This is a genomic window from Metabacillus arenae, from assembly GCF_014773385.1.
GTDB lineage: Bacteria > Bacillota > Bacilli > Bacillales > Bacillaceae > Metabacillus_D > Metabacillus_D arenae.
On sequence record NZ_JACXAI010000030.1, the window covers coordinates 1 to 25,491 of the forward strand.

A 25,491-nucleotide genomic window follows, 5' to 3' on the forward strand; every position below is an offset into this window, starting at 1 on the left:
GAGTAGGACGTCGCCAGGTTCATAAGGAAAAGAACAGCTGAGTGCTGTTCTTTTTTTGTTTCAGAAAGTTTTAAATGGATAACAAGGATAAAAGGTCATCGAAGCCACCCACCACAATTCGGATTATCTATCGAAAAATAGAGAATTTTGTCGAACAATCGATATTTGGGAATTTTCGAAGATAAATCTGTGGTTTTCGAAGATATATTAAAAATTTCGAAGATAAAGGGTTCATTTTCGAAGATAACTTGTTTTCCATTCCGCTCTTCGCGTCATTTTTCCACAGAACCCCTTTATGAAGGCGCTTTCCCCCATGAAAATCAAATTTGGAGGGATAGAATGATGACAAAAACAGAAAATTACTCAAAATTATCAGCTATCCTTTGATACTTTCTCCTTTCATCCCCAAATCCCATTCATAAAAGAATAACTATATGTTATAAGATGGTTAAAGAACAATTTTCCTCCCCAGCCCGCCCATGTGCTTAAGCCAAAAGATTACATTTTCTTAATAGTATGGAATAGGAAGTTCAAGAGGCCTGCCAGGTTCCATGCAACTTTCGTATTTACCCGCCAAGCCAATATAGACACTTTCCGGCTAATATCGTGGATTGGCGGAAAGTAATATCACTTACTTGGCAAGTAAATCCCAAAAATAAGACACTAAATTTGAAGAATAGGACAATAAATTTCCGCATTGGGCAAGAAAGCAGGGACTCCAGGACAATAATGAGGATTTAAGGCAAGTAAATATGAAAATCATGAGAAGTGTTAAAAAATATTCAATGGTTCCGTGTTCTAACAATCAATTATTTGCTCAAGAACTTTCCTAATAACAAGCGATCCCTCTTTATTTTTATCCATTTTCAAATAAGTTTATGAAACGCTGTGGTCGACAAAAGTAATTTGCTTCTCGATGGGATTATCCGATCAGTCTGTCTCAAATCATTTTTATAAAAGATCCGCTAATAACTAAAAGCTCCTCTGCTAAAGAGGAGGATACAAAGATAGTCCGTTAAAAGAGAAAAAGAAGCAAATGACCTACTACATAGAAGTTATTTGCTTCTTTTATTTTTTGAGTACTATGAAAATCTTCGATGATACTTTTTCAGCATCCTCTGTTAAAAAGAGGTAGATTCCGTCAGAGTCGAATATCCTCTGCAGCCTGAATGACATAGCTAACTGTAGCTTCTAAATGACTGACAGGATCATATTTCCGTAAATCTCCAAAGTCAAGACCGGTTAACTCTTCAATTTTTATGAGTGGAACTTGGTAAGTTTTATATTCATTGTTAGCAAGTTCTAGATCGTCAACAAGGTTTTTCTGGGATTGTAAGTAGGCGGTTGCTGATCGGCTGCCGTCATCCTTAACCATGGCGGCAATTTTCCAGAATTCTGCCGGTATTTGAACTCCTCTGTACGTTACGTCATCGTTCCGAAAGATGGGGCCTGTAAAGACTGTCACTTTATACTTGCCGTTTTCGGCATTGTTTAACAGATAATCTTCCAGGTCAAGCCAGGTTTTTTGATTGAAATCTTTATGCTGAGGAGAACAATTAGTAAAGTGGAATGTGTCTTCGTTTGCTTCTTCTGCCGAGTCTCCCCAGACTGGATCTCGTCTGCGAACCAGGTGGCCCCTATCAATATCATTGTTTTTATACAGCTCTTCACCGCATTGCAGGTCTCTTGGAATTCGCGGATCGTAATACCACCTATCATTTCCTCGTTTAATATCTCTCAGCTGATTTCCGTCAATATCGACTACTGTATAGAAGGCCAAACGGCGAGATTTGCTCATTACCGCTGAAAAGTGAGTATAATGGAGAATATTTTCACCGCTCTCCACTGGTGTAATGTCATTTTCAAGGTCTTTTCGAAATGCCGGAAAAGGGACTTCAAATGAATTTCCTAAAAAAGCAGGGTCGTGTCCTGTTGAGCCCTCATACCATTCAAGGCTTAATTCTTTAACAAGGATTTCTTCCCCTGCTGGCTCCTCAGAAGCTTGGGTCTTTAGCAATTCATCTATTAACTTTTTCTTATCTTTGCTTAACTTTGGTTGTTCACTTTGTACAAATTGAACGATACTACTTACGCGTGTACCTTCATTGGCGATATAGTTTGTTTCGTCTTTAGGGTCTGGAACACCTGCGTGATGGAGAGCAACGACAGTCCATTCATCATTAAATACTGGAGACCCAGAAGAACCTTCCAATGTATCTGCTGAATAATGGATATAATCATCAAACACGTCAATAATCTTACTATCTCTAATAGCTAAAGCTTTAGGTGCCCCAGAAGGATGTTGAATAACGGAAACGAATTCTCCTACTAATCCTTTTCCAGATGGAGGGAAGAGAGGTAAAAAGCCAAAGTCGCTCAAATTCGTTTTGTCTTCAGAAAGCTCCTCCAATGCAACTAATGTAAAATCCAGCTTCGTGTTTGTCATAAAGAAGCGCTTTGGCGATAAACGGAAGCTTTTCATTTGGCGCTCTCTTAGGTTAAGGTCATGCTCATAATTAAATTGGGCAAGGCAATGTTCTGCCGTCACTTCGTTTTTTAAAATATGATTATTTGTAAGCAGCAGGGAAGGAGAAACTAGAAAGCCGGTCCCATATCCGAGCACCCTTCCGATACGGTCCCGAACCTCGATCCTGCAAACAGATTTAGCCGCTTTAACTCCAGCTTCAAGATAGGATGTCGGAAACAGATTATCTTGGCCGATAATGCGCTCTATCGAATATCCATCCCTAGGGTTAATGGTGGCTTTTCGGAAAGCAGCCCGTTCTGGCGAATCTACTTCAAAAGGGTTTTTCGCTTGCAGCTCTTGATTCATACCGTCTCGTTCATCTGAGCGATCGACATAACGCCTTAAAGCCTGCTGCTCTTGGTCATTGGTCACTTCATTGCGAATTGCGTCAAAGCGAATAAAAGACATGTTTGCCCTCCTTGGTTTTATTACAAAATTTGTTACCATTGGAACAACGATAATCTCCCCAAAAAAATGATGGGATGGGAGACTAAAAGCAATCGGCGTAACACCAATTACGATTATGAAAATTCTCTTGCATGTCATTAGCAAGAATTAATTACATTATAAAATTGCACTTATTAGAAAACTACTTACTGTGTGCTCATTTTTTATAAAAAATTTATTATTTTGCTCTACAACAAGCTGCAAAAAAGCTGAGTTGGCTGTCTTAATTGGCTTCAGCCGCCTTTCAAGATTTATGATTGTGCAACATAAACCTGGATGGAATGTTGGGAGTTTTGGCTCGTAGGATGGGAGTGGCGGGTCTGATTTTGGATAGAAAAATCAAGGACAGGAAAAAGTAACTACAACTAAATATTTTTTCCAAAAAAGATTAGATGAACCATTGTAACCATTTTCAATCTCTAGTAAAATTTGAACTGTTTTATAGTGGAATTTTAAGGGGGAGTTTCATTGCTTCAAAATAGTATAACAATGGTTATCATCATTCTTCTCATTAATATTGTTTATGTGTCTTTCTTTACGATTCGAATGATTTTAACGCTTAAGGGTCAACGTTATTTAGCAGCCTTAATTAGTACAATTGAAGTTGTGATATATGTGGTGGGGTTAGGCCTTGTATTAGATAACCTTAATCAGATTCAAAATTTAGCAGCCTATGCAGTTGGTTATGGTATCGGCGTTATCGTAGGTATGAAAATAGAAGAGAAATTAGCTTTAGGATATATCACTGTTAATGTGATTACGCAAGAAATAGACCGGGATTTGCCAAGGATGCTTCGTGAAAAAGGATATGGAGTTACGACATGGGCAGCAGGCGGATTAGAAGGTGCACGCACTGCACTTCAAATTCTAACTCCACGGAAATATGAACTCCAGCTTTACGAAACGATTAAAGATATCGATTCAAAGGCATTTATCATCTCTTATGAACCAAAAAGCATACACGGCGGCTTCTGGGTTAAAGCGGTTAGGAAAAGGAAGATTAAAGTATGAGTAAAAAGCCTGCAAAACGAAAATTTGAAGTTGAAGAGAGTGAAACGATTAGTCAATGTTTAGAACGCATGAAAAATGAAGGATATTCTCCAACTAGAAGAATGGAAGAACCTATTTTTCAAGAAGTCAAGGAGGATGGGAAGATACAAATAGTTCCTGTTGGAAGAAAGATCATTTTTGAAGGGAAATTGCTGTAAAATACGAACAATCAAAAACACACACCTAAAATTGTTCGATTTTTGATTGACATCTTGTAAGATTTCTTGCTAAGATAAGGATAGATTTATGAAACGGTTCCTCATATATAGTTGGGAATATGGCCCAAAAGTTTCTACCCGATAACCGTAAATTATTGGACTATGAGGGAAGGAATCAACCTGTCATTAGGATGTCACTAGGACATTTCTATGCCTGGTTTGTATTGCTTTCTCTTAGCAGCAATACAAATTCGGGCATTTTTTATGCTGAAAAGGTGGGATATCATGAAGCCTCTTGTTGGAATAATTATGGGTAGTACATCAGACTGGGAAACGATGAAACATGCTTGCGATATATTAGAAGAGCTTGAAGTTCCTTATGAGAAAAAAGTAGTGTCTGCACATAGGACACCTGATTATATGTTTGAATACGCTGAGAAAGCACGTACAAGAGGGCTGAAAGTAATTGTTGCGGGTGCTGGGGGAGCTGCTCATTTGCCTGGAATGGTTGCGGCGAAGACAACGCTGCCTGTTATCGGCGTGCCTGTTCAATCTAAGGCATTAAATGGGCTTGATTCTCTATTATCGATTGTTCAAATGCCAGGCGGAGTTCCAGTTGCAACTGTGGCAATTGGAAAAGCAGGCGCAACAAATGCAGGTCTATTATCAGCCCAAATTTTATCAACAACGGACTCTGAACTAGCAGAACGGTTAGAAACGAGAAGAGAGTTATTAAAAGAAAAAGTTCTTGAAAGCAGTGATTTACTTGAATAGACAGATATCACCAGGAAGTACGATTGGAATCATAGGCGGCGGCCAGTTAGGGCGGTTTATGGCGATTGCAGCTAAAAACATGGGGTATAACGTTGCTGTTCTTGACCCTACTCCAGATTCCCCTTGCGGTCAGGTGTCAGATATTGAGATAACCTCTCCTTTCCATGATTTAGAGGGAATTAAGAGGCTGGCTGATGTCAGCGATGTGATCACTTATGAATTTGAAAATATTGATTATGAAGCATTGCGCTGGATCGAAAAGAATACGTACCTTCCTCAAGGGAGCCAATTGCTGCTGCAAACGCAAGACAGAAAAACAGAGAAGCAAGCAATCACAAATGCTGGCTGCAGGGTCGTCCCTTACCAAGTAGTTCGATCTCAGGAAGAGCTCACTGCTGCGATTCAAAAAATTGGTCTGCCATCCGTTTTAAAAACTTGCAGAGGCGGTTATGACGGAAAAGGCCAATATGTATTGAAAACAATAGAAGATCAAGTGAATGCACAAGATCTGCTGAAATCAGGTGAGTGTGTTTTAGAAAAATGGCTTCCTTTTGATAAAGAAATTTCTGTCATTGTAACTAGAAGCAGTAATGGGGAGACTAAAACGTTTCCTGTTGCAGAAAATATTCATAGGAACAATATTCTTTATCAAAGCATTCTGCCTGCAAGAATCCAAACAGAAGTTGCAGAAGAAGCAGAACAGATGGCGATTCAATTAGCAAATAAGATGGATTTGGTTGGAACACTTGCGGTTGAGATGTTTTTAACAAAGGAAAATGAGATTTTTATAAATGAGTTAGCTCCAAGACCGCATAACTCAGGGCATTACAGTCTTGATTTAAGCATCACCAGTCAATTTGAACAGCATGTTCGTGCGGTATGCGGACTGCCTTTAGGGTCTACTGCCCTTCTGCAAACGGGTGTGATGGTGAATCTTCTTGGCCAGGATCTTAACATACTTGAAGAGAATTTTTCCCTCTTAAAGGATGCGAAGTTATACTTGTACGGTAAAAAAGAGGCAAAAACAAATCGCAAAATGGGGCATATGACTTTTTTAACTGAAGCGATTGAACAAACAGAGAAAAAGATAAATGAACTCTTTGGGGTCAACTAAGAACGGAGGATGACAAATGATTGAACGTTATACAAGACCTGAAATGGGAGCGATATGGACAGAGCAAAATCGTTTCCAAGCTTGGCTTGAGGTTGAAATTTTGGCGTGTGAGGCATGGGCAGAGCTTGGTGATATTCCAAAAGAAGATGTAAAGAAGATCAGGGAGTCTGCATCTTTTGATGTAAACCGTATTAACGAAATCGAAAAAGAAACAAGACATGATGTCGTTGCGTTTACAAGAGCGGTTTCTGAAACTCTCGGTGAAGAGCGAAAATGGGTTCATTATGGATTAACATCTACTGACGTAGTGGATACCGCATTATCCTATTTGCTCAAACAAGCTAATGATATTCTTTTAAAAGACATTGAGAATTTCGTAGAGATTTTAAAAGTAAAAGCCGGGGAGCATAAGTACACAGTCATGATGGGGCGTACACACGGGGTTCATGCTGAACCGACAACATTTGGTTTAAAGCTTGCCCTTTGGTATGAAGAGATGAAAAGAAACCTTGAGCGTTTCAAGCGGGCAAAAGAAGGGATTGAAGTCGGGAAAATTTCAGGTGCGGTTGGAACTTATGCAAACATTGATCCATTTGTTGAAAGCTATGTTTGTGAAAAGCTTGGAATAAGCCCGGCACCTATTTCTACACAAACTTTGCAGCGCGACCGCCATGCCGATTATATGGGAACGCTGGCTTTAATTGCGACATCTATTGAAAAATTCGCTGTGGAAATTCGCGGGCTTCAAAAAAGTGAGACAAGAGAAGTAGAAGAGTTTTTTGCAAAGGGACAAAAGGGTTCTTCTGCTATGCCGCATAAACGCAATCCAATTGGATCAGAAAACATGACTGGGTTAGCACGCGTGATTCGCGGACATATGTTAACTGCCTATGAAAATGTTCCATTATGGCATGAGCGAGATATATCCCATTCTTCTGCAGAACGGATTATTCTTCCTGATGCAACGATTGCTTTGAATTATATGTTAAACCGTTTTGGAAACATTGTGAAAAACCTGACTGTATTCCCGGAAAACATGAAACGAAATATGGACCGGACATTAGGTCTCATCTACTCTCAACGGGTACTGCTTGCACTCATTGATACAGGTATGACAAGAGAAGAAGCTTACGATCTTGTTCAGCCTAAAGCGATGGAGGCGTGGGAAAAGCAGGTTCCATTTAGAGAGCTTGTAGAAGGAGAAGAGGCAATTACTGCCCGTCTTTCCAAAGAAAAAATAGAAGATTGCTTTGATTATAATTACCACTTGAAAAATGTCGATGTGATTTTTGATCGGCTTGGACTTTAAGCCACGAGCTTTTCAAGCAAAATGATAGCGCCGTTTCTCCAAGAAGGGGCGCTTCTGCTTTCCATTATACCCAATAATCTGATTTAGGAGGCTCCCTAGATGATTGAAAAAGGTGAACTGCTTTACGAAGGAAAAGCCAAAAAGATTTTCCGAACAAACGATGATCAGCTTTTCTATGTGTCATATAAAGATTCTGCTACAGCTTTTAACGGTGAAAAGAAAGCAACGATTTCAGGAAAAGGCCGATTAAATAACGAAATTTCCAGTTTGCTTTTTTCAAAGCTTAAAGAAGCAGGCGTAAATAATCATTTTGAGAAGAGGCTGTCAGAAACAGATCAGCTAGTACGCAAGGTTTCGATTGTTCCTTTAGAAGTCGTAGTACGAAATGTAATTGCTGGAAGCTTAGCAAAAAGAATTGGATTAGAAGAAGGTACTGCTTTAGAGCAGCCGATCGTTGAGTTCTATTACAAAAACGATGATTTAGGTGACCCGCTTATTACAGAAGACCATATCGCGGTTTTAAAAGCAGCTGATCCAGGACAAATTAAAGAAATGAAGCAAGCTGCTTTAAAAGTGAATGAAGTACTAATCAGTCATTTCACTGATTGTGGGATCCGTTTAATTGATTTTAAGCTGGAATTTGGCTTAACAGAAGAGGGAACATTGCTTTTAGCAGATGAAATCTCTCCAGATACTTGCCGCCTGTGGGATGAAAAAACAAATCAGAAATTCGATAAAGATGTTTTTCGCCGTGATTTAGGGAGTTTAACAGAAGCATATGAAGAAATCTTAACTCGATTAGGGGGAAATGACGCATGTACAAAGTAAAGGTGTATGTAACGCTAAGAGAAAGTGTTTTAGATCCGCAAGGGAGCGCTGTGAAAAATGCGCTGCACAGCATGAATTATAAAGAAGTTGAAGATGTTCGAATCGGAAAATATATGGAGCTTTTGATTGAGAAGTCAGATCGTGAACTAAACACCGTTGTTAAAGAAATGTGTGAAAAGCTGCTTGCTAACACAGTTATTGAAGATTACCGCTATGAAGTTGAGGAGGTTGTCGCACAGTGAAATTCGCAGTGATCGTTTTTCCAGGTTCAAACTGTGACATTGATATGTTTCATGCTGTGCAGGATGAACTTGGAGAAGAAGTAGAATATGTGTGGCATGATGAAACAGATTTAAGCCGATTTGATGGTATTTTATTACCAGGCGGCTTTTCTTATGGTGATTATTTACGTTCAGGTGCGATTGCAGGTTTTGCAAATGTAATGAAGGAAGTAAAGAAAGCTGCTGAACAAGGAAAACCAATATTAGGAGTTTGTAATGGATTTCAAATTTTACTGGAAATTGGCCTTTTGCCGGGTGCGATGAAACGTAATCAAAACCTAAAGTTTATGTGCCGCCAGGTTGAATTAGTTGTTCAAAATGCAAACACAGTGTTTACTAGCTCTTATTCAAACAACGAAACGATCACCATTCCAATTGCCCATGGTGAAGGAAATTATTATTGTGACCAAGAAACATATGACAAATTAGAAAAAAACAATCAAATCGTATTTACCTACAAGGATAACCCGAATGGAAGCTTGCTAGATATCGCAGGAATTATAAATGAGCGGGGAAATGTGCTCGGTATGATGCCTCACCCAGAACGTGCAGTGGATGAACTGTTAGGCAGTGCCGATGGCTTGAAGTTATTTCAATCGATTGTGAAAAACTGGAGGGAATCTCATGTCACTACTGCTTGAACCAAGTTCAGAACAGATCAAAACAGAAAAAATTTATCAACAAATGGGTGTCAGTGACGAAGAGTTTTCAATGATTGAAAATATTCTTGGTCGGTTGCCAAACTATACAGAAATCGGTATTTTTTCCGTGATGTGGTCAGAGCACTGCAGCTATAAAAATTCAAAGCCTGTTCTGAAAAAATTCCCTATAACAGGAGAGAAGGTGCTGCAAGGACCTGGTGAGGGCGCTGGAATCGTGGATATTGGTGATAACCAAGCGGTTGTGTTCAAAATTGAATCCCACAATCATCCGTCTGCAATTGAACCATATCAAGGAGCGGCAACAGGTGTAGGAGGAATCATTCGTGACGTTTTCTCAATGGGTGCCCGTCCTATCGCGATCTTAAATTCGCTGCGTTTTGGTGAATTAACTTCACCCCGAGTGAAGTATTTGTTTGAAGAAGTAGTGGCCGGGATTGCAGGCTATGGAAACTGTATCGGTATTCCAACAGTTGGAGGAGAGATCCAATTTGACTCTTGCTATGATGGAAATCCGCTTGTAAACGCGATGTGCGTCGGCTTAATTAATCATGAGGATATTAAAAAGGGCCAGGCAAAAGGCGTTGGAAACACAGTGATGTACGTTGGCGCAAAAACGGGACGTGACGGTATCCACGGAGCAACGTTTGCTTCTGAAGAATTAACAGATCAATCTGATGAAAAACGGCCAGCCGTTCAAGTTGGCGATCCATTTATGGAAAAGCTTTTGCTTGAAGCTTGCTTAGAAGTCATCAAATGTGATGCTTTAGTAGGTATACAAGATATGGGAGCAGCAGGTTTAACAAGCTCTTCAGCAGAAATGGCAAGTAAAGCTGGATCTGGGATGGAGATGAATTTAGACTTGGTTCCGCAGCGTGAGCTTGGAATGTCTCCTTACGAAATGATGCTTTCAGAATCTCAGGAACGTATGCTGCTTGTTATTGAAAAGGGCCGCGAGCAAGAGATCATTGATATTTTCAAAAAATATGATCTTGATGCAGTTTCTGTTGGAACAGTAACAGATGATAAAATGCTGACACTTACCCACAATGGAGAGGTTGTTGCTGAGCTGCCGGTTGATGCGCTTGCAGAGGAAGCGCCAGTTTATCATAAGCCTTCAGCGGAGCCCGCTTATTATCGCGAGTTTCAAAAAATGGATGTTCAAACTCCACATGTCGAGGATGTTCAGGACACCCTTATAAGACTTCTAAGCCAGCCGACAATTGCAAGTAAAGAATGGGTTTACGATCAATATGATTACATGGTTCGTACAAATACTGTCATTGCTCCAGGTTCTGATGCTGCAGTGCTTCGTGTACGAGGAACAAATAAAGCATTAGCGATGACTACTGATTGTAACTCCAGGTATTTATATTTAGATCCTGAGGTTGGCGGAAAAATTGCAGTAGCAGAAGCAGCCCGTAATATCGTTTGCTCAGGAGGGACTCCTCTAGCAATCACAGACTGCTTAAACTTCGGAAATCCTGAAAAGCCTGAAATTTTCTGGCAAATCGAAAAAGCAGCAGACGGTATGAGTGAAGCATGCCGGGAATTAAATGCACCTGTTATCGGCGGGAATGTTTCCCTCTATAATGAAACAAACGGAACTGCTGTGTATCCGACTCCTGTTATCGGGATGGTTGGTTTGATTGAAGATACAGCCTATATTACAACTCAGCACTTTAAACAAGCAGGAGATCTAATCTACGTTATCGGAGAAACACAGGCAGAATTCGGCGGAAGCGAACTTCAGAAATTAACAGAAGGAAAGATTTACGGAAAAGCACCAAAGCTTTGTTTAGATACGGAAAAGGCTCATTTGTCTCAATTATCAACAGCTATTCAACAGGGGCTTGTCTCTTCTGCTCATGATATTGCAGAAGGAGGACTCGGTGTAGCTCTTGCAGAAAGTCTCATGACAACGAAAGGTCTTGGGGCAAAAGCTGCTATAGAAGGTGACGCAGTTACTGCTTTATTCAGTGAATCGCAATCACGTTTTGTCGTATCAATTAAACCAGAACATCAATCAAAATTTGAATCAATTGTTTTCTCAGCATCTCTAATTGGAACAGTTACATCTGATGAAAAATTAACGATAACTCAATCAACTGGTGAAACTATCATAGATGCATCGGTTAAAGCTCTTGAAGATGCATGGAAAGGGGCTATCCCATGCTTGCTGAAATCAAAGGATTAAATGAAGAGTGTGGAGTTTTTGGAATTTGGGGGCATCAAGATGCACCGCAAATCACCTATTATGGACTTCACAGCTTACAGCATCGTGGACAAGAAGGAGCAGGAATTGTATCAACAGATGGAGAAAATTTGACTTGTGTAAAGGGGCAGGGCCTCATAACAGAAGTATTTGAAAACGGAAAGCTTAACACAATCAGTGGGAAAGCAGCGATCGGACATGTGCGGTATGCAACTGCTGGCGGAGGCGGATTTGAAAATGTTCAGCCGCTTCTTTTCCGTTCGCAAATGGGAGGGCTTGCGGTTGCTCATAACGGCAACTTAGTTAATGCCACCCAGTTAAAGCATCAGCTTGAAAATCAAGGAAGTATTTTTCAAACGACTTCAGATACAGAAGTGCTTGCCCATTTAATTAAAAGAAGCGGTCATTACTTTTTAAAGGATCAAGTGAAAAATGCGTTGACTATGCTAAAAGGAGCTTATGCGTTTCTCATCATGACGGAGACTGAGCTGATGGTTGCCCTAGATCCAAACGGACTGCGACCTTTGTCGATTGGCCGTTTAGGTGATGCATATGTCGTTGCTTCAGAAACTTGTGCATTCGATGTAGTAGGCGCAAAGCATGAACGTGATGTACAGCCTGGAGAATTGATTATTATCGATGATAATGGTTTACGTTCTGAGCGCTTCTCAGTAAATAGCAACCGTGCGATGTGCAGTATGGAATATATATATTTTTCCAGACCTGACAGCAATATTGATGGAATTAATGTGCATACTGCCCGTAAGAACCTTGGCAAACAATTAGCAATGGAATCACCTGTTGAGGCAGATGTCATTACAGGTGTGCCTGATTCGAGTATTTCAGCTGCCATTGGATATGCAGAAGCTTCTGGAATTCCTTATGAGCTCGGACTTATTAAAAACAGATATGTCGGAAGAACGTTTATTCAGCCTTCCCAAGCTCTTAGAGAGCAAGGAGTCAAAATGAAATTATCTGCTGTACGCGGAGTTGTTGAAGGTAAACGTGTCGTAATGGTTGATGATTCCATTGTTCGGGGAACGACGAGCAAAAGAATCGTACAGATGTTAAGGGATGCGGGTGCAACCGAGGTGCATGTGAAAATCAGTTCTCCTCCAATAAGCAACCCATGCTTTTACGGTATTGACACATCGACTCACGAAGAGCTTATTGCCTCTAATCACTCTGTAGAAGAGATCCGTCAAATTATTGGCGCAGACACGCTTTCTTTTTTAACAGTGGAAGGATTATTAAATGGAATCGGCAGACCATTTGAAGGGGAATTAAAAGGCCAGTGTCTTGCTTGCTTTACAGGAAGATACCCGACAGAAATTTATGATGATACAGTGCTGCCGCATGTGAAGGAAGAGGTATTAAATAAATAAAGATAGTATTCGCCCTTCCGAAAATTAAAGAGTAAGACTATAAGCAATCGGTGATTAACCGATTGCCTTCATTAAAACAACATCTCTTTGAAAGAGTTTAAAATAAATGCTTGTAAGGAGGATCCTCATGTCAAATGCGTACAAAAAAGCAGGTGTCGACATTGAAGCAGGTTATGAAGCAGTTACCCGGATGAAAAAACATGTGGCCAAAACGATTCGTCCAGGAGTTATGGGAGGTCTAGGCGGTTTTGGAGGGATGTTCGATCTTTCAGAATTAAACTATAAAAAGCCGGTTCTAGTCTCTGGAACAGATGGTGTTGGCACAAAGCTAAAGCTTGCTTTTATGACAAACAAACACGATACAATCGGGGTTGACGCAGTTGCCATGTGTGTAAATGACATCCTTGCACAAGGTGCGGAACCGCTTTTCTTTTTAGACTATTTAGCATTAGGGAAAGCTGATCCGGAAAAGATTGAGCAAATTGTAAAAGGGGTAGCTGATGGCTGTGAGCAGGCCGGCTGTGCGTTAGTTGGCGGTGAAACAGCAGAAATGCCTGGCGTTTATGATGAGGATGAATATGACATCGCCGGTTTTTCAGTTGGAGTTGTCGAAAAAGACAATCTGATTACTGGTGAGAACATTGAAGCAGGCCATATCCTAATTGGCCTGCTTTCAAGCGGGCTTCATAGCAACGGTTTCTCTTTGGTACGAAAAATTCTTCTTGAAGAGCAAGGATTAGATTTAGAAGAAACCTATCAGCCGTTTGAAGAAAAGCTCGGACATGAATTGCTTACTCCAACTAGAATTTATGTGAAACCTGTTTTAGAAGTGTTAAAGAACTTCAAAATTGACGGGATGGCGCACATTACGGGCGGGGGATTTATTGAAAACATTCCGCGGATGCTGCCGGAAGGCTTTGAGGCAGAAATAGACTTTGGCTCATGGCCGATCCCGCAAATTTACGAATTCCTTGAGAAAAAGGGACTTCTTTCTAAAGCAGAAATGTTCAATGTCTTCAATATGGGAGTTGGCTTTGTATTAGCGGTCCAAGAAAAAGTCCTCCATCAAACAATTAAAGTTTTAGAAGAAAACGGAGAAAAAGCTTTTATTATTGGCCGTGTTAAGAACGGGCAAAGCGGAGTAAGCTTTGGCGGAGGAACCATGGAATGATGAAAATCGCTATTTTTGCTTCGGGAAACGGTTCTAACTTTCAGGCAATCGTTGACTATATAAAGGCAGGGAATTTAAATTGTTCGGTCGAGTTATTAGTTTGTGATAAATTGAATGCTTATGTCATAGAAAGGGCTGGAAACGAAGATATTCCTGCTTTTTCATTTGATCCTAAAGCTTATTCATCTAAAGAAGCATTTGAGACAGAAATTACTCAGCAGTTAAATCATTATGAAATAGACTTTATTGTTTTAGCTGGCTATATGCGCTTAATAGGTCCTACATTATTAAGTGCCTATCCAAACAGAATTATTAACATTCATCCTTCTTTATTGCCATCTTTTCCTGGAAAAGACGCAGTAGGGCAAGCCTATCGTGCAGGTGTTAAAGTAACGGGGGTAACCGTTCATTTTGTCGATGAGGGTATGGATACAGGTCCTATTATCGCTCAGAAAGCAATTGAAGTGAGTCCTGGTGAAAGCTTGGAAGACATAGAAGCAAACATCCATCGGTTGGAGCATGAGCTTTATCCAAACGTGATAGCAAATCTTCTTGAAAAAGAACTCCGAGGTGAAATTAAATGACAATTAAACGTGCATTAGTCAGTGTTTCAAACAAAGAAAACTTGGTTCCTTTCGTTCAAGGTCTAATCGAACAAGGAGTCGAAATTATTTCAACTGGCGGAACTCATAAGCTCCTGCAGGAAAATGGGCTGAAGGTAACAGGTATTTCAGAAGTCACAGGATTTCCTGAAATAATGGACGGCCGTGTGAAAACCCTGCATCCTTCTATTCATGGCGGATTACTTGCTGTAAGAGAAAACGCAAGCCATATGAAACAGCTTGAGGAAAATGGCATCAAGCCGATTGATTTGGTAGTGGTGAATTTATATCCATTCAAAGAAACAATTTCAAAACCTAATGTGGCGTTTGAAGATGCAATAGAAAATATTGATATCGGCGGTCCAACGATGCTGCGATCAGCGGCAAAAAATCATCAAGATGTTGCAGTAGTAGTAGACCCTGCGGATTACGGACGAGTATTGGATGAATTGAAAGAAACAAACTCTGTATCTCTTGATTTTAAACGAAGCTTGGCAGCTAAGGTATTCCGTCATACTGCTGCATATGACGCCCTCATTTCTGAATATTTAACGAATATCGTTGGAGATGAAGAGCCTGAAAGTGTGACCGTTACGTTTGAAAAGAAACAATCCTTACGTTATGGTGAAAACCCTCATCAAAAAGCAACATTCTATAAAAAACCAATTTCCTCAATCGTTTCGATTGCAGAAGCAAAGCAGCTTCATGGAAAAGAACTTTCTTATAACAATATTAAAGATGCTGATGCAGCCCTGCAAATTGTACGTGAGTTTGATTTGCCTGCAGCAGTTGCTGTTAAGCACATGAACCCTTGTGGTGTTGGGACTGGCGAAACGATTGAACAAGCGTTTCAACGTGCATATGCAGCTGATTCCACATCTATTTTTGGCGGAATAGTGGCGCTTAACCGAGAAGTAGACCAGGCAACTGCTAAAGTATTGCATGAAATATTCTTGGAGATTGTGATTGCACCTTCCTATTCAAGTGAAGCTCTTGAGATTTTACAAGCGAAAAAGAATATTCGCTTGCTAGAGCTTGATCCATCTGGACAAACTAAGCAAGAAAAGCAGTTGACTTCTATTCACGGCGGACTTCTTATTCAGGATGAAGATACACTTTCTTTAAAAGATGTAGAAGTAACCATTCCAACGAATCGCGTGCCGACAGAACAAGAATGGAAGGATCTTGATTTAGCATGGAAGGTAGTCAAGCATGTGAAATCCAATGCGATTGTGCTAACAAGGGATGAAATGACAATCGGAGTTGGCGCAGGACAGATGAACCGTGTAGGTGCTGCTAAAATTGCGATTGATCAAGCTGGTAAAAAAGCAAACGGCAGCGCAATGGGATCAGACGCCTTTTTCCCAATGCCTGATACAGTTGAAGAAGCTGCTAAAGCCGGTGTAACAGCGATTATCCAGCCAGGCGGCTCCATTAAAGATGAGGATTCGATCCGCAAAGCAGATGAACATGGAATTGCCATGGTATTTACAGGAGCGCGTCATTTTAAACATTAATGAAGGATTGTATTAGGCCGGTGCTTCTAGGGCAGTAAGGAAGAGCCGAAGCGCCGTGAACTGTCTAAGGGAAGTACTCGGGCGAGCAATCCGGGAAGGCCGGCCTTGCCTTTTGTTCTTGGGCGGACTAGGCACTGCAGCCAGACAGGGGTTGCCGGATTAGCATATTATTACTTATATAAAAAAGTCGGTTATTACAGTTCTGAATGATGATCAGAGCTGTCGGTTGACGGTTCTAAAGATAAAACGTTAATGGGGTGAAAACATGAATGTACTTGTAATCGGGCGAGGCGGACGCGAACATACGATAGCATGGAAGGCTGCGCAGAGCAAGAAGGTAGAAAAAGTGTTTGCTGCTCCAGGAAATGATGGTATGAAGGATTCAGCAACATTAGTACCTATCGATGAAAATGATTTTTCCCGCCTTATTGATTTTGCAAAAGAAAATGATGTTGGCTTAACGATTGTTGGTCCAGAAGTGCCGTTAATAAACGGGATTGTGGATGAATTTGAACAAGCAGGCCTAAAGGTGTTCGGTCCAAATAAAAAAGCAGCCATGATTGAGGGCAGCAAGCAGTTTGCAAAGGACTTAATGAAAAAGTACGATATTCCAACAGCAGATTACCAAACGTTCCATTCTTCTGCTGAAGCTAGAGCTTATGTAGAGGAAAAGGGAGCTCCGATTGTCATTAAAGCAAACGGGTTGGCAGCTGGAAAGGGTGTAACCGTTGCTCTTACAATGGAAGAAGCTCTCCAATGTGTAGATGAGTTTTTAAATGATAAGAAGTTTGGACAAGCAAGTGAATCAATTGTCATTGAAGAGTTTTTAGAAGGCGAAGAATTTTCACTAATGGCATTTGTCAAAGGAACAGAGGTTCATCCAATGGTGATCGCTCAAGACCATAAGCGTGCATTTGATGGAGATGAAGGACCGAATACCGGTGGAATGGGAGCCTACTCTCCTGTACCGCAAATCAGTGATGAGGTAGTGCAAGAGTCAATTAAATCCATTTTACAGCCGACTGTAGAGGCACTTGCAAAAGAAGGCATTTCATTTACGGGTATTTTGTATGCAGGTCTTATGCTGACTAAAGAAGGACCAAAGGTTATTGAGTTTAATGCAAGGTTCGGAGATCCGGAAACCCAAGTTGTTCTTCCGAGAATGGAATCTGATTTAGTGGAGGTTCTTTTATCATTACTTGACGGAAAAACAGTAAATTTAAGCTGGAAGGACGAAGCTGTCGTAGGAGTAGTCCTTGCGTCAAATGGATATCCTGGAGATTATCAAAAGGGCAGTCCGATCGGGGAATTAAAAGTGAAAGATGAAAATGCGCTTGTCTTTCATGCAGGTACAAAGTCAGTTGACGGACAATTCGTAACAGATGGCGGACGTGTTTTAGCAGCATGTGCTTTAGGGGCAACTATCCAAAAAGCACAAAAGAAAGCCTACGAATATGTGGAGGAAATAAAAAGTCCTAATCTCTTTTACAGAAATGACATCGCACACCGAGCAATTAAGCACGTCGTTTCTTAATATAAACAAACAACAAAGCAACAATACTACCGATCAAACCAACCAGCACAAACGACATATCAGTAAAATATTCCAATAACATGTTATCATCTCCTATCAATGAGGTAGGTGCCAGGCACCAAATTGTAAATTTGGTGCCTGGCACCATTTTTATGATGGATTATAAGTTTCTGCTTGATCCTCATCGTTAAAGTCGCAGCATTCCTGATCTTGTTGATATTGCTCAAACAAATAAGTGATTGGACAAAACCGCAATATTCCCTCTCCAACCTTCATCGCCCCTGCCATCATAAGCAATAGCAACGATTCTCTCCATGGCTTTCTCGAATATTTAGCTGCAGCACATGCTACCAATGTAAGCCCAACAGTAATCCGAATAAGAGCATTCACAATTCCTATATTTGGTCTAACCATCTAGAACACCTCCTTTATGAGTGATGGTGCCAGGCACCGAATTTGAAAAAAGGTGCCTGGCACCAAACTTGGCACCAAACTATATTTGTGAAATTTTTGCAAACTTTAATGCGTTAATAGGTTCCATATGTTAACATATAGCTTAAGATATACAGCTTAAGGAGGGTTGTTTAGATGCCCGAACAAAAATATCGTTGGAAAAACAGAGAAATACGTGAGCAAATTGATGTTGTTTCGTCAAAGTCTGCACCGACCCTTATTTTAAAAAACGGAACATACTTAAATCCTTATTTAAATAAATGGTTGTCCGCACATATATGGATTCATGAAAATCGAATTGTCTATGTTGGTCAGAAGATGCCAGAGTTATCGGAGGGCATTGAAGTCATTGACTGTGATGGCCGATTTCTAGTGCCAGGTTACATTGAACCGCATGTGCATCCATTTCAATTATATAATCCCCATTCGTTAGCAAAGTATGTGTCTCAATATGGGACGACAACATTTATTAATGACAACCTGTTTTTGCTTTTGCATTACGACAAAAAGAAAGCGCTTACTTTATTGGATCAGCTCAATAAGCTTCCTGTTCAATTTTATTGGTGGTTTCGTTATGATCTTCAAACAGAGATACAAGAAGAAGACCGAATTTTATCACCGGACTTAATGAAGAAATGGATTGAGCATGAAGGGGTTATTCAAGGAGGGGAGCTGACTGGATGGCCTAAATTATTGGCAGGCGATGATCTTATGCTATATCGCATGCAGGAAACTAAGCGTCATCATAAACGAATTGAAGGCCATTTTCCGGGAGCATCCGAAGCTACATTGACAAAAATGAAGCTTTTCGGAGCAGATTGTGATCATGAAGCAATGACAGGAGAAGAAGTATTGCAGCGGCTTGCATTGGGGTATCATGTTTCCTTGCGTCACTCCTCTATCCGTCCAGACTTAGATAAACTTCTGAAAGAAATGATGGATCGCGGCATTGACCATTATGACGCGATGTTTTATACAACGGATGGCTCTACACCGTCCTTTTACCTGGAAGGGATGACAAACAAGCTGATCGAAAAAGCTCTTGAAAAAGGAATCCCTGCAATTGACGCTTATAATATGGGTTCATACAATATTGCGAAATATTATGGAAATGATCACTTGATCGGAGCGATCGGCCCAGGACGTCTTGCGAATATTAATATTTTGGAAAACAAAAATAACCCTGCGCCAATCTCTGTACTTGCAAACGGGTTATGGTTAAGAAAAAATGGAGAAGACACAGGGAATTTTCCAAACTTTGATTGGGGTGAGGAAGAATTCACATTAGGTTGGGATATGACAATTGACGATTTGCAATTTTCGATGCCTATGGGCATGAAAATGAGGAACTCGGTCATCATGGAACCTTATTCCTTAACGATTGACAATTCGCTCGAACAGCTGTCAACCGATCATGATGAAAGCTATTTAGCCTTGTTTGATCGTAACGGAAATTGGCGGATCAACACGATGCTTAAAGGTTTTGCCACACATGTTCAAGGCTTAGCCAGTTCCTATTCAACGACTGGAGACATCCTGTTAATTGGAAAAAACAAAAATGATATGCTGAACGCTTTTAAACGGTTAAAAGAAATAAACGGCGGGATTGTATTGGTTGAAAATGGAGAGACAATTCAAGAAATTCCGCTACAGATTCAAGGGGCTGCCTCAACTGATAAATATGAAGCTTTGATGGAAAAAGAAAAGATTTTAAAGGAACTGTTAAAAGAGCGGGGATATAAATTCCCGGATGCTATCTACACACTCTTATTTTTTTCATCTACCCATTTGCCTTTTATTCGCATAACACCAAGCGGAATTTATGATGTTATGAAAAAAACGGTACTCTTTCCATCGATAATGCGTTAAAATAAGAAAGTATAACAGTGTTTTTAGAATTAACTTATTGATGATATTTTTTTAGAACAAACTAAATTTCCGATAAAAGGTGGAGCTCCTGGGTTGCAATAGCTCCCCTTTATTTCCACAGAAAAGGTGTGTAGATGAGGAATGAAATGGCGTTGGGTTTTTTTACTCACCTTTGTATTCATTTTTTTAAATGGCTGTAATAATGAAGACCCAGAAGCCGGGAGAGAGCAAGAGCCGCAACAAGAAAAAAACGTGACAGAAACCGAGGAAGAGGCGGCATTCTACCCATTATCTGGAGAAGCCGCTGAAGGTAAAATCAACCAAAGACCAGTGGCAGTGATGGTGAATAACCATCCAAAGGCAAGGCCCCAATCAGGTCTTCATGAAGCAGATGTTGTTTATGAAGTTTTAGCTGAAGGGGAAGTTACCAGATTTCTTGCTATCTATCAAAGTAAGCAGCCAGAAATAATTGGACCCGTACGAAGTGCGAGAGATTATTATGTGGACCTGAGCAAAGGATTTAATTCCATCTACGTGAGTCATGGCTGGAGTCCTGGTGCACAGGAAAAGCTTGAAAGCGGGGAAGCAGACTTTGTAAACGGCCTTTTTTATGATGGGTCATTATTTTGGAGAGCTGATCATGCAAAAGCCCCTCACAATTCCTATACCTCCTATAAAAACATTTTAAAAGGTGCAGAAAAAGATGAAATCTCTACAGAGGGATCTGCTGAACCTTTTACATTTTATACGGAAGAAGAGCTTTCATCAATAGAGGGCGAAAAGGTTGATAAAGTTAGTGTTCCGTTCGGAAAAAGTAAAATATACGAATCAACCTATCAATACAATAAATCTCTGAATAAATATGAACGACTTAGTAATGGCGAGCAAACGATTGACCGTGAAACTAAGGACCCGGTGCTCATTTCGAATGTATTTATAGTTGAAGCAAATCATGATATTAAAGATCAACAAGGCCGAAGAACGATTGATTTGGAATCAGGCGGACAAGGTCTTCTACTGCAAGGCGGAGGGGCCAAAGGTGTCAATTGGGAGAACCGTGATGGCCGAATTGTTCCTGTTTCAGCTGGAGAGCTAGTTAAATTCGTCCCTGGAATGACTTGGATATGCATTGTTCCCGATTATAGTATGATAACAATAGAACCAGCTAAAGGAGAATGATCATGCAAATTGATAAATTACGCGGTAAAGAACTTGATCAACTGTTTCTGTCGATTTTATCTCTAAAAGATCTCGAAGAATGTTATCGATTTTTCGATGATCTTTGTACTGTGAATGAAATTCAATCTTTAGCGCAGCGTCTCGAAGTAGCAAGAATGCTCCGTGAGGGATACACATATCACAAAATTGAAACGGAAACTGGTGCAAGCACGGCAACCATTTCACGCGTAAAGCGTTGCTTAAACTATGGTAACGATGCCTATGAACTTGCTCTTGACCGAGTGTATGAAAAACATCCAAAAGAATCATAAGACGATCCAAAAGAAAGCAATGAAACAGTTGCTTTCTTTTTTTGTCAGTTAAGAAAGCATTCCTGTATTAAAGCAAAATGGGGTTTAAGTAAATAAAAATATTAACGTGTTAAAGTGTGGTATTATTGTCCAGCTATCACGTTATTGTTTGGAAGTCTCAAGCTAATCTATCAGGTGTAACTATCGGAAAATAACGAATTTTGTCGAATAATCGATATATTGAAAATTTCGAAGATATCTCCATTGTTTTCGAAGATATAATTAAAATTTCGAAGATAAGTATATAATTTTCGAAGATAAACACTTTTCAATTCCAATTTCTAGTGTATTCTTTAAAGAATTATTCTTATATTGAATAAAAAATAATTAAAAAGGCAAATTCCTCTGTCTATTTTAAAATTAATAGCTAATTTGAGCATCATATGAGCCGTCCCCCCTAATACTCCCGACGAATGTATTCCGAAAGATTTAAACCTTTATTACCCAGCAAGGGCCATTTATCGTCCAGTTTTTTAAAAGCTAAAGAAATAACCCTAAATATACGCACAAACATCAGTCCTAATAACTGTAATAGCCTTATAGATCATTTTAATCCTTGATAAAATGGGAATATATCCTCCACCATTTTTCCAAGCAGTTACTTTTGATATAATAATGAAATGGTAAAAAGAATGGAGGACCCTAGCATGTATGATGTTACCGAGTGGAAGCATGTCTTCAAACTCGATCCTGATAAAGATATATCAGATAGGCATCTGGAGGCGATTTGTGAATCTGGAACAGATGCTGTTATAGTGGGGGGAAGCGACAATATCACCTCCGACAAAGTACTTAATATTATGTCAAAAATTAGACGATTTCTAGTACCGTGTGTACTTGAGGTTTCAACGATCGAATCTATTATCCCAGGTTTTGATTTATATTTTATCCCTACTGTACTAAATAGCAAAAATCCAAAATGGATTGTAGAGCTTCATAAAGAGGCGGTAAAAGAATATGGAGATTTAATGAACTGGGACGAGCTTCTTGTTGAAGGGTATTGTATTCTTAATGAGGAATGCAAGGCTGCGAAATTAACGGATGCTCAAACAAAATTGGATTTGGAAGACATTAAGGCCTATGCGCGGACGGCAGAAAATTTATTTAACCTCCCAATTTTTTATTTGGAATTTAGCGGGGAATATGGTGATCAGCAGATTGTAAAAGAGGTTCAATCTGTCCTAAATAAAACTACATTGTTTTATGGAGGGGGGATTACTACTCCTGAGCAGGCTAAAGAAATGGCTCAATTTGCAGATGTAGTTGTCGTTGGAAATGTTATATACGATAATATAGATTCGGCTATAAAAACGGTACAAGCTGTGAAATCGTAATTGTTTTTAAAAGGAATTTTTAGTAAAATGGAACATATGTTTGATTAGGTGGTGACGGACTTGCAATTTCTATCAAATACATTATTAACAGGTTTGAATGACAGGCAGCAGGAGGCCGTCAAAGCAACTGACGGTCCACTTTTAATTATGGCAGGAGCGGGAAGTGGAAAAACCCGTGTGCTGACTCATCGAATTGCCTATTTAATGGCGGAGAAACAGGTAGCTCCATGGAACATTCTTGCGATCACATTTACTAATAAAGCTGCTCGTGAAATGAAAGAGAGAATACAGGGGATTGTCGGCCCTGTTGCGGAGGATATTTGGATTTCAACCTTCCACTCGATGTGTGTTCGAATTCTAAGGAGAGATGTTGACCGGATAGGAATCAATCGTAATTTCTCTATTTTAGATTCAGCTGATCAGCTTTCTGTCATCAAATCCATCCTTAAAGAACGGAACATTGACCCGAAAAAATTCGATCCCCGCACACTGTTAGGTTCAATCAGCGGGGCAAAAAATGAGCTCGTAACTCCTGACGAATATGAAAAAACGGCAGGCGGGATGTATGAGCAGGTTGTTTCAGATGTGTACAAGGACTACCAGAAGAAATTAAGAAAAAATCAGTCTCTGGATTTTGATGATTTAATTATGACTACGATTCTTTTGTTTGAGCGGGTACCAGAGGTTTTGGAATACTATCAGCGAAAGTTTCAATACATTCATGTTGATGAGTATCAGGATACAAACCGGGCGCAATATATGCTGGTAAAAATGCTTGCTTCCCGTTTTAAAAATATTTGTGTTGTTGGTGATTCTGATCAATCAATCTATCGTTGGCGAGGGGCCGATATTGCCAACATCCTTTCATTTGAAAAGGATTATCCAAATGCTCAAGTAATTTTATTGGAACAAAATTACCGTTCGACAAAAAGAATTCTTGAAGCGGCGAATGAAGTCATTAAAAATAATGCAAATCGGAAGCCCAAAAAACTTTGGACGGAAAATACAGACGGTCCAAAGCTAATGTATTATCGAGCAGACAGCGAATCTTCGGAAACTCAATTTGTGGCAGGAAAAATAAAAGAACTCACAGACAGCGGCGCAAGAAAATTTTCTGAAATTGCGATCCTTTACAGAACAAATGCCCAATCACGTGTAATAGAGGAAACTCTTCTTAAATCGAACATTAATTACAGCATTGTGGGCGGGATAAAGTTCTACGATCGTAAAGAAATTAAAGATATCCTCGCTTATTTGCGATTAGTAGCAAATCCTGCTGATGATATAAGCCTTTCCCGGATTGTCAATGTGCCAAAGCGGGGAGTTGGTGCGTCTTCTGAGGACAAAATTGCCCATTTTGCAGCAATTAATGATATTTCATTATTCCAAGCAATCGAAGAGATTGAACAGGTCGGGGTAAGTGCAAGGGTAAATAATTCGCTATCAGAATTCCGTGAAATAATCCGGAATCTCTCCAATATGCAAGAATATTTGTCTGTTACTGAATTGACGGAAGAGATTTTAGAAAAAACCGGCTACCGTGATATGTTAAAAACTGAGAAAACCATCGAATCACAAAGCAGACTCGAAAATATAGATGAGTTTTTATCAGTAACAAAAAATTTTGAGGAAAAAAGTGAAGATAAAAGTCTTGTTGCTTTTCTGACAGATTTAGCATTAGTTGCTGATATTGATAAACTGGATGAAGAAGAGGAAGAGGCCCCTAAGGATTCAGTAGTTCTGATGACTTTGCATTCTGCTAAAGGCCTTGAATTTCCTGTGGTTTTCCTTATTGGATTGGAAGAAGGAGTTTTTCCTCACAGCCGTTCATTAATGGAAGAAGCAGAGATGGAAGAAGAACGCAGATTGGCTTATGTTGGAATTACCCGTGCAGAACAAGAGTTATTTTTAACAAATGCCCAAATGCGTACACTTTACGGAAGAACAAGTATGAATCCTGAGTCTCGTTTTATTAGAGAAATTCCAGAGGAATTGGTGGAGCCGGTCCATGAACAGCAAAATCGTATGAATACTCCATTTGGAAGTAATCTGCGAAAACAGGAACGCAGAGCCCCTGTTTCCAGGCCTGTCCCGAACACAACAGGCGGAGATGACTTGCAATGGGCAGTCGGCAATAAAGCAATTCATAAAAAATGGGGAACGGGTACTGTTGTCAGTGTCAAAGGAGATGGAGAAGGAACGGAGCTTGATATTGCCTTTCCTTCACCAGTTGGAATCAAACGTTTGTTGGCTAAGTTTGCGCCAATACAAAAAGGATAAAACTTGTAATTAGAAGTTCTGTAGGTTCAGGCAAAATAAATAGCAGAGGAAAAAATACATCTGCTGTTACCCAATTTCAACAGGGCAGTTAGGAAAAAGTTCGAAAAAAGGATTACTGCCTAAGAGCGCTGCTTCCCGTGGCAACGCCTGTGTGACCTGCATTCTGCAGGCCTCGGGCTAACCAGCAGTGGAAAACCCCACTGCTGCTAAGTTTCACTTTATCCCACATCTAACGGGCAGTAAGGAAAAGAAACTGCCCGTAAGAGTCCGGAAAAAGGACCACAGCCTAAGAGCACGCCACCTTCAGGGCAACGCCTGTGTGACCTACATTCTGTGGGCCAAGGGCTAACCAGCAGTGAAAACCCCACTGCTGCTAAGTTTCACTTATCCCACATCTAACGGGCAGTAAGGAAAAAGCACTGCCCGTAAGAGTCCGATTGGTTCAACTAACCAGC

22 protein-coding genes and 1 riboswitch are annotated in these 25,491 nt (G+C 40.1%); of the genes, 19 read left to right on the forward strand and 3 right to left on the reverse strand.

Features of this window, described 5'->3' with window-relative positions; translation table 11 throughout:
- Positions 1-1,141 precede the first annotated feature (1,141 nt).
- Complete coding sequence (locus tag IC621_RS19260; protein WP_191160472.1) at positions 1,142-2,935, reverse strand: DNA/RNA non-specific endonuclease; 1,794 nt, start codon at positions 2,933-2,935, stop codon at positions 1,142-1,144.
- Between the two features lie 528 nt (positions 2,936-3,463).
- Here IC621_RS19260 and IC621_RS19265 point away from each other — a divergent pair.
- The 14 genes from IC621_RS19265 to purD all read left to right on the forward strand — a co-directional run bounded on the left by IC621_RS19265 (position 3,464) and on the right by purD (position 17,571).
- The gene (locus tag IC621_RS19265) at positions 3,464-3,985 is read left to right on the forward strand and encodes a DUF2179 domain-containing protein (RefSeq protein WP_191160577.1); all 522 of its coding nucleotides are present in this window, start codon (positions 3,464-3,466) and stop codon (positions 3,983-3,985) included.
- Entirely contained in the window at positions 3,982-4,182 is a 201-nt protein-coding gene (locus tag IC621_RS19270; protein ID WP_191160474.1) for an NETI motif-containing protein, read from the forward strand. Before IC621_RS19265 ends, IC621_RS19270 begins: the two co-directional genes overlap by 4 nt.
- An 81-nt stretch (positions 4,183-4,263) precedes the next feature.
- A riboswitch (purine riboswitch) is annotated at positions 4,264-4,365 on the forward strand.
- A 102-nt stretch (positions 4,366-4,467) separates the two neighbouring features.
- Entirely contained in the window at positions 4,468-4,956 is a 489-nt protein-coding gene (purE, locus tag IC621_RS19275; RefSeq protein ID WP_191160477.1) for a 5-(carboxyamino)imidazole ribonucleotide mutase, read from the forward strand.
- Positions 4,940-6,070, forward strand: a complete 1,131-nt coding sequence (gene purK, locus IC621_RS19280; protein WP_191160579.1) for a 5-(carboxyamino)imidazole ribonucleotide synthase — start codon at positions 4,940-4,942, stop codon at positions 6,068-6,070. The genes purE and purK overlap by 17 nt, the downstream gene beginning before the upstream one ends.
- Positions 6,071-6,086: 16 nt before the next feature.
- Complete coding sequence (gene purB, locus IC621_RS19285; protein ID WP_191160479.1) at positions 6,087-7,379, forward strand: adenylosuccinate lyase; 1,293 nt, start codon at positions 6,087-6,089, stop codon at positions 7,377-7,379.
- A gap of 102 nt (positions 7,380-7,481) precedes the next feature.
- On the forward strand, positions 7,482-8,207 hold the full coding sequence (purC, locus tag IC621_RS19290) for a phosphoribosylaminoimidazolesuccinocarboxamide synthase (RefSeq protein ID WP_191160581.1): 726 nt from the start codon (positions 7,482-7,484) through the stop codon (positions 8,205-8,207).
- Positions 8,195-8,449, forward strand: a complete 255-nt coding sequence (gene purS / locus IC621_RS19295; RefSeq protein WP_191160481.1) for a phosphoribosylformylglycinamidine synthase subunit PurS — start codon at positions 8,195-8,197, stop codon at positions 8,447-8,449. Before purC ends, purS begins: the two co-directional genes overlap by 13 nt.
- Complete coding sequence (gene purQ / locus IC621_RS19300; RefSeq protein ID WP_191160483.1) at positions 8,446-9,129, forward strand: phosphoribosylformylglycinamidine synthase subunit PurQ; 684 nt, start codon at positions 8,446-8,448, stop codon at positions 9,127-9,129. The genes purS and purQ overlap by 4 nt, the downstream gene beginning before the upstream one ends.
- Positions 9,113-11,344: a phosphoribosylformylglycinamidine synthase subunit PurL gene (gene purL / locus IC621_RS19305; RefSeq protein ID WP_191160485.1), complete on the forward strand. Its 2,232-nt coding sequence runs from the start codon at positions 9,113-9,115 to the stop codon at positions 11,342-11,344. The genes purQ and purL overlap by 17 nt, the downstream gene beginning before the upstream one ends.
- Positions 11,320-12,747, forward strand: coding sequence for an amidophosphoribosyltransferase (gene purF / locus IC621_RS19310; protein ID WP_191160487.1), 1,428 nt, complete (start codon positions 11,320-11,322; stop codon positions 12,745-12,747). Before purL ends, purF begins: the two co-directional genes overlap by 25 nt.
- 127 nt (positions 12,748-12,874) lie before the next feature.
- Positions 12,875-13,918: a phosphoribosylformylglycinamidine cyclo-ligase gene (purM, locus tag IC621_RS19315; RefSeq protein WP_191160489.1), complete on the forward strand. Its 1,044-nt coding sequence runs from the start codon at positions 12,875-12,877 to the stop codon at positions 13,916-13,918.
- Complete coding sequence (gene purN, locus IC621_RS19320) at positions 13,915-14,502, forward strand: phosphoribosylglycinamide formyltransferase (RefSeq protein WP_191160491.1); 588 nt, start codon at positions 13,915-13,917, stop codon at positions 14,500-14,502. Before purM ends, purN begins: the two co-directional genes overlap by 4 nt.
- A complete protein-coding gene (gene purH / locus IC621_RS19325; protein WP_191160493.1) occupies positions 14,499-16,037 on the forward strand; it encodes a bifunctional phosphoribosylaminoimidazolecarboxamide formyltransferase/IMP cyclohydrolase in 1,539 nt (512 codons plus the stop codon). The genes purN and purH overlap by 4 nt, the downstream gene beginning before the upstream one ends.
- A 265-nt stretch (positions 16,038-16,302) precedes the next feature.
- Positions 16,303-17,571, forward strand: coding sequence for a phosphoribosylamine--glycine ligase (purD, locus tag IC621_RS19330; protein WP_191160495.1), 1,269 nt, complete (start codon positions 16,303-16,305; stop codon positions 17,569-17,571).
- Here purD and IC621_RS27225 read toward each other — a convergent pair.
- Positions 17,552-17,719, reverse strand: coding sequence for an EYxxD motif small membrane protein (locus IC621_RS27225; protein WP_396653076.1), 168 nt, complete (start codon positions 17,717-17,719; stop codon positions 17,552-17,554). The two genes, purD and IC621_RS27225, sit on opposite strands and share 20 nt — an antisense overlap.
- 2 nt (positions 17,720-17,721) lie before the next feature.
- Positions 17,722-17,985 carry a YgaP family membrane protein gene (locus IC621_RS19335; RefSeq protein WP_191160497.1) on the reverse strand — a complete coding sequence of 88 codons (264 nt, stop codon included), beginning with the start codon at positions 17,983-17,985 and terminating at the stop codon, positions 17,722-17,724.
- A gap of 174 nt (positions 17,986-18,159) precedes the next feature.
- On the opposite strand from IC621_RS19335, the gene IC621_RS19340 reads away from it, so the two are divergent.
- From IC621_RS19340 to pcrA, 5 genes are all read left to right on the forward strand, one after another.
- A complete protein-coding gene (locus tag IC621_RS19340; protein WP_191160499.1) occupies positions 18,160-19,893 on the forward strand; it encodes an adenine deaminase C-terminal domain-containing protein in 1,734 nt (577 codons plus the stop codon).
- A gap of 141 nt (positions 19,894-20,034) precedes the next feature.
- Positions 20,035-21,072, forward strand: a complete 1,038-nt coding sequence (locus IC621_RS19345) for a DUF3048 domain-containing protein (protein WP_191160501.1) — start codon at positions 20,035-20,037, stop codon at positions 21,070-21,072.
- Positions 21,073-21,074: 2 nt separating this feature from the next.
- Positions 21,075-21,383: a YerC/YecD family TrpR-related protein gene (locus IC621_RS19350; RefSeq protein ID WP_191160503.1), complete on the forward strand. Its 309-nt coding sequence runs from the start codon at positions 21,075-21,077 to the stop codon at positions 21,381-21,383.
- Positions 21,384-22,069: 686 nt separating this feature from the next.
- A complete protein-coding gene (locus IC621_RS19355; protein ID WP_191160505.1) occupies positions 22,070-22,756 on the forward strand; it encodes a heptaprenylglyceryl phosphate synthase in 687 nt (228 codons plus the stop codon).
- A gap of 60 nt (positions 22,757-22,816) precedes the next feature.
- Positions 22,817-25,036: a DNA helicase PcrA gene (gene pcrA / locus IC621_RS19360; RefSeq protein ID WP_191160507.1), complete on the forward strand. Its 2,220-nt coding sequence runs from the start codon at positions 22,817-22,819 to the stop codon at positions 25,034-25,036.
- Positions 25,037-25,491 lie beyond the last annotated feature (455 nt).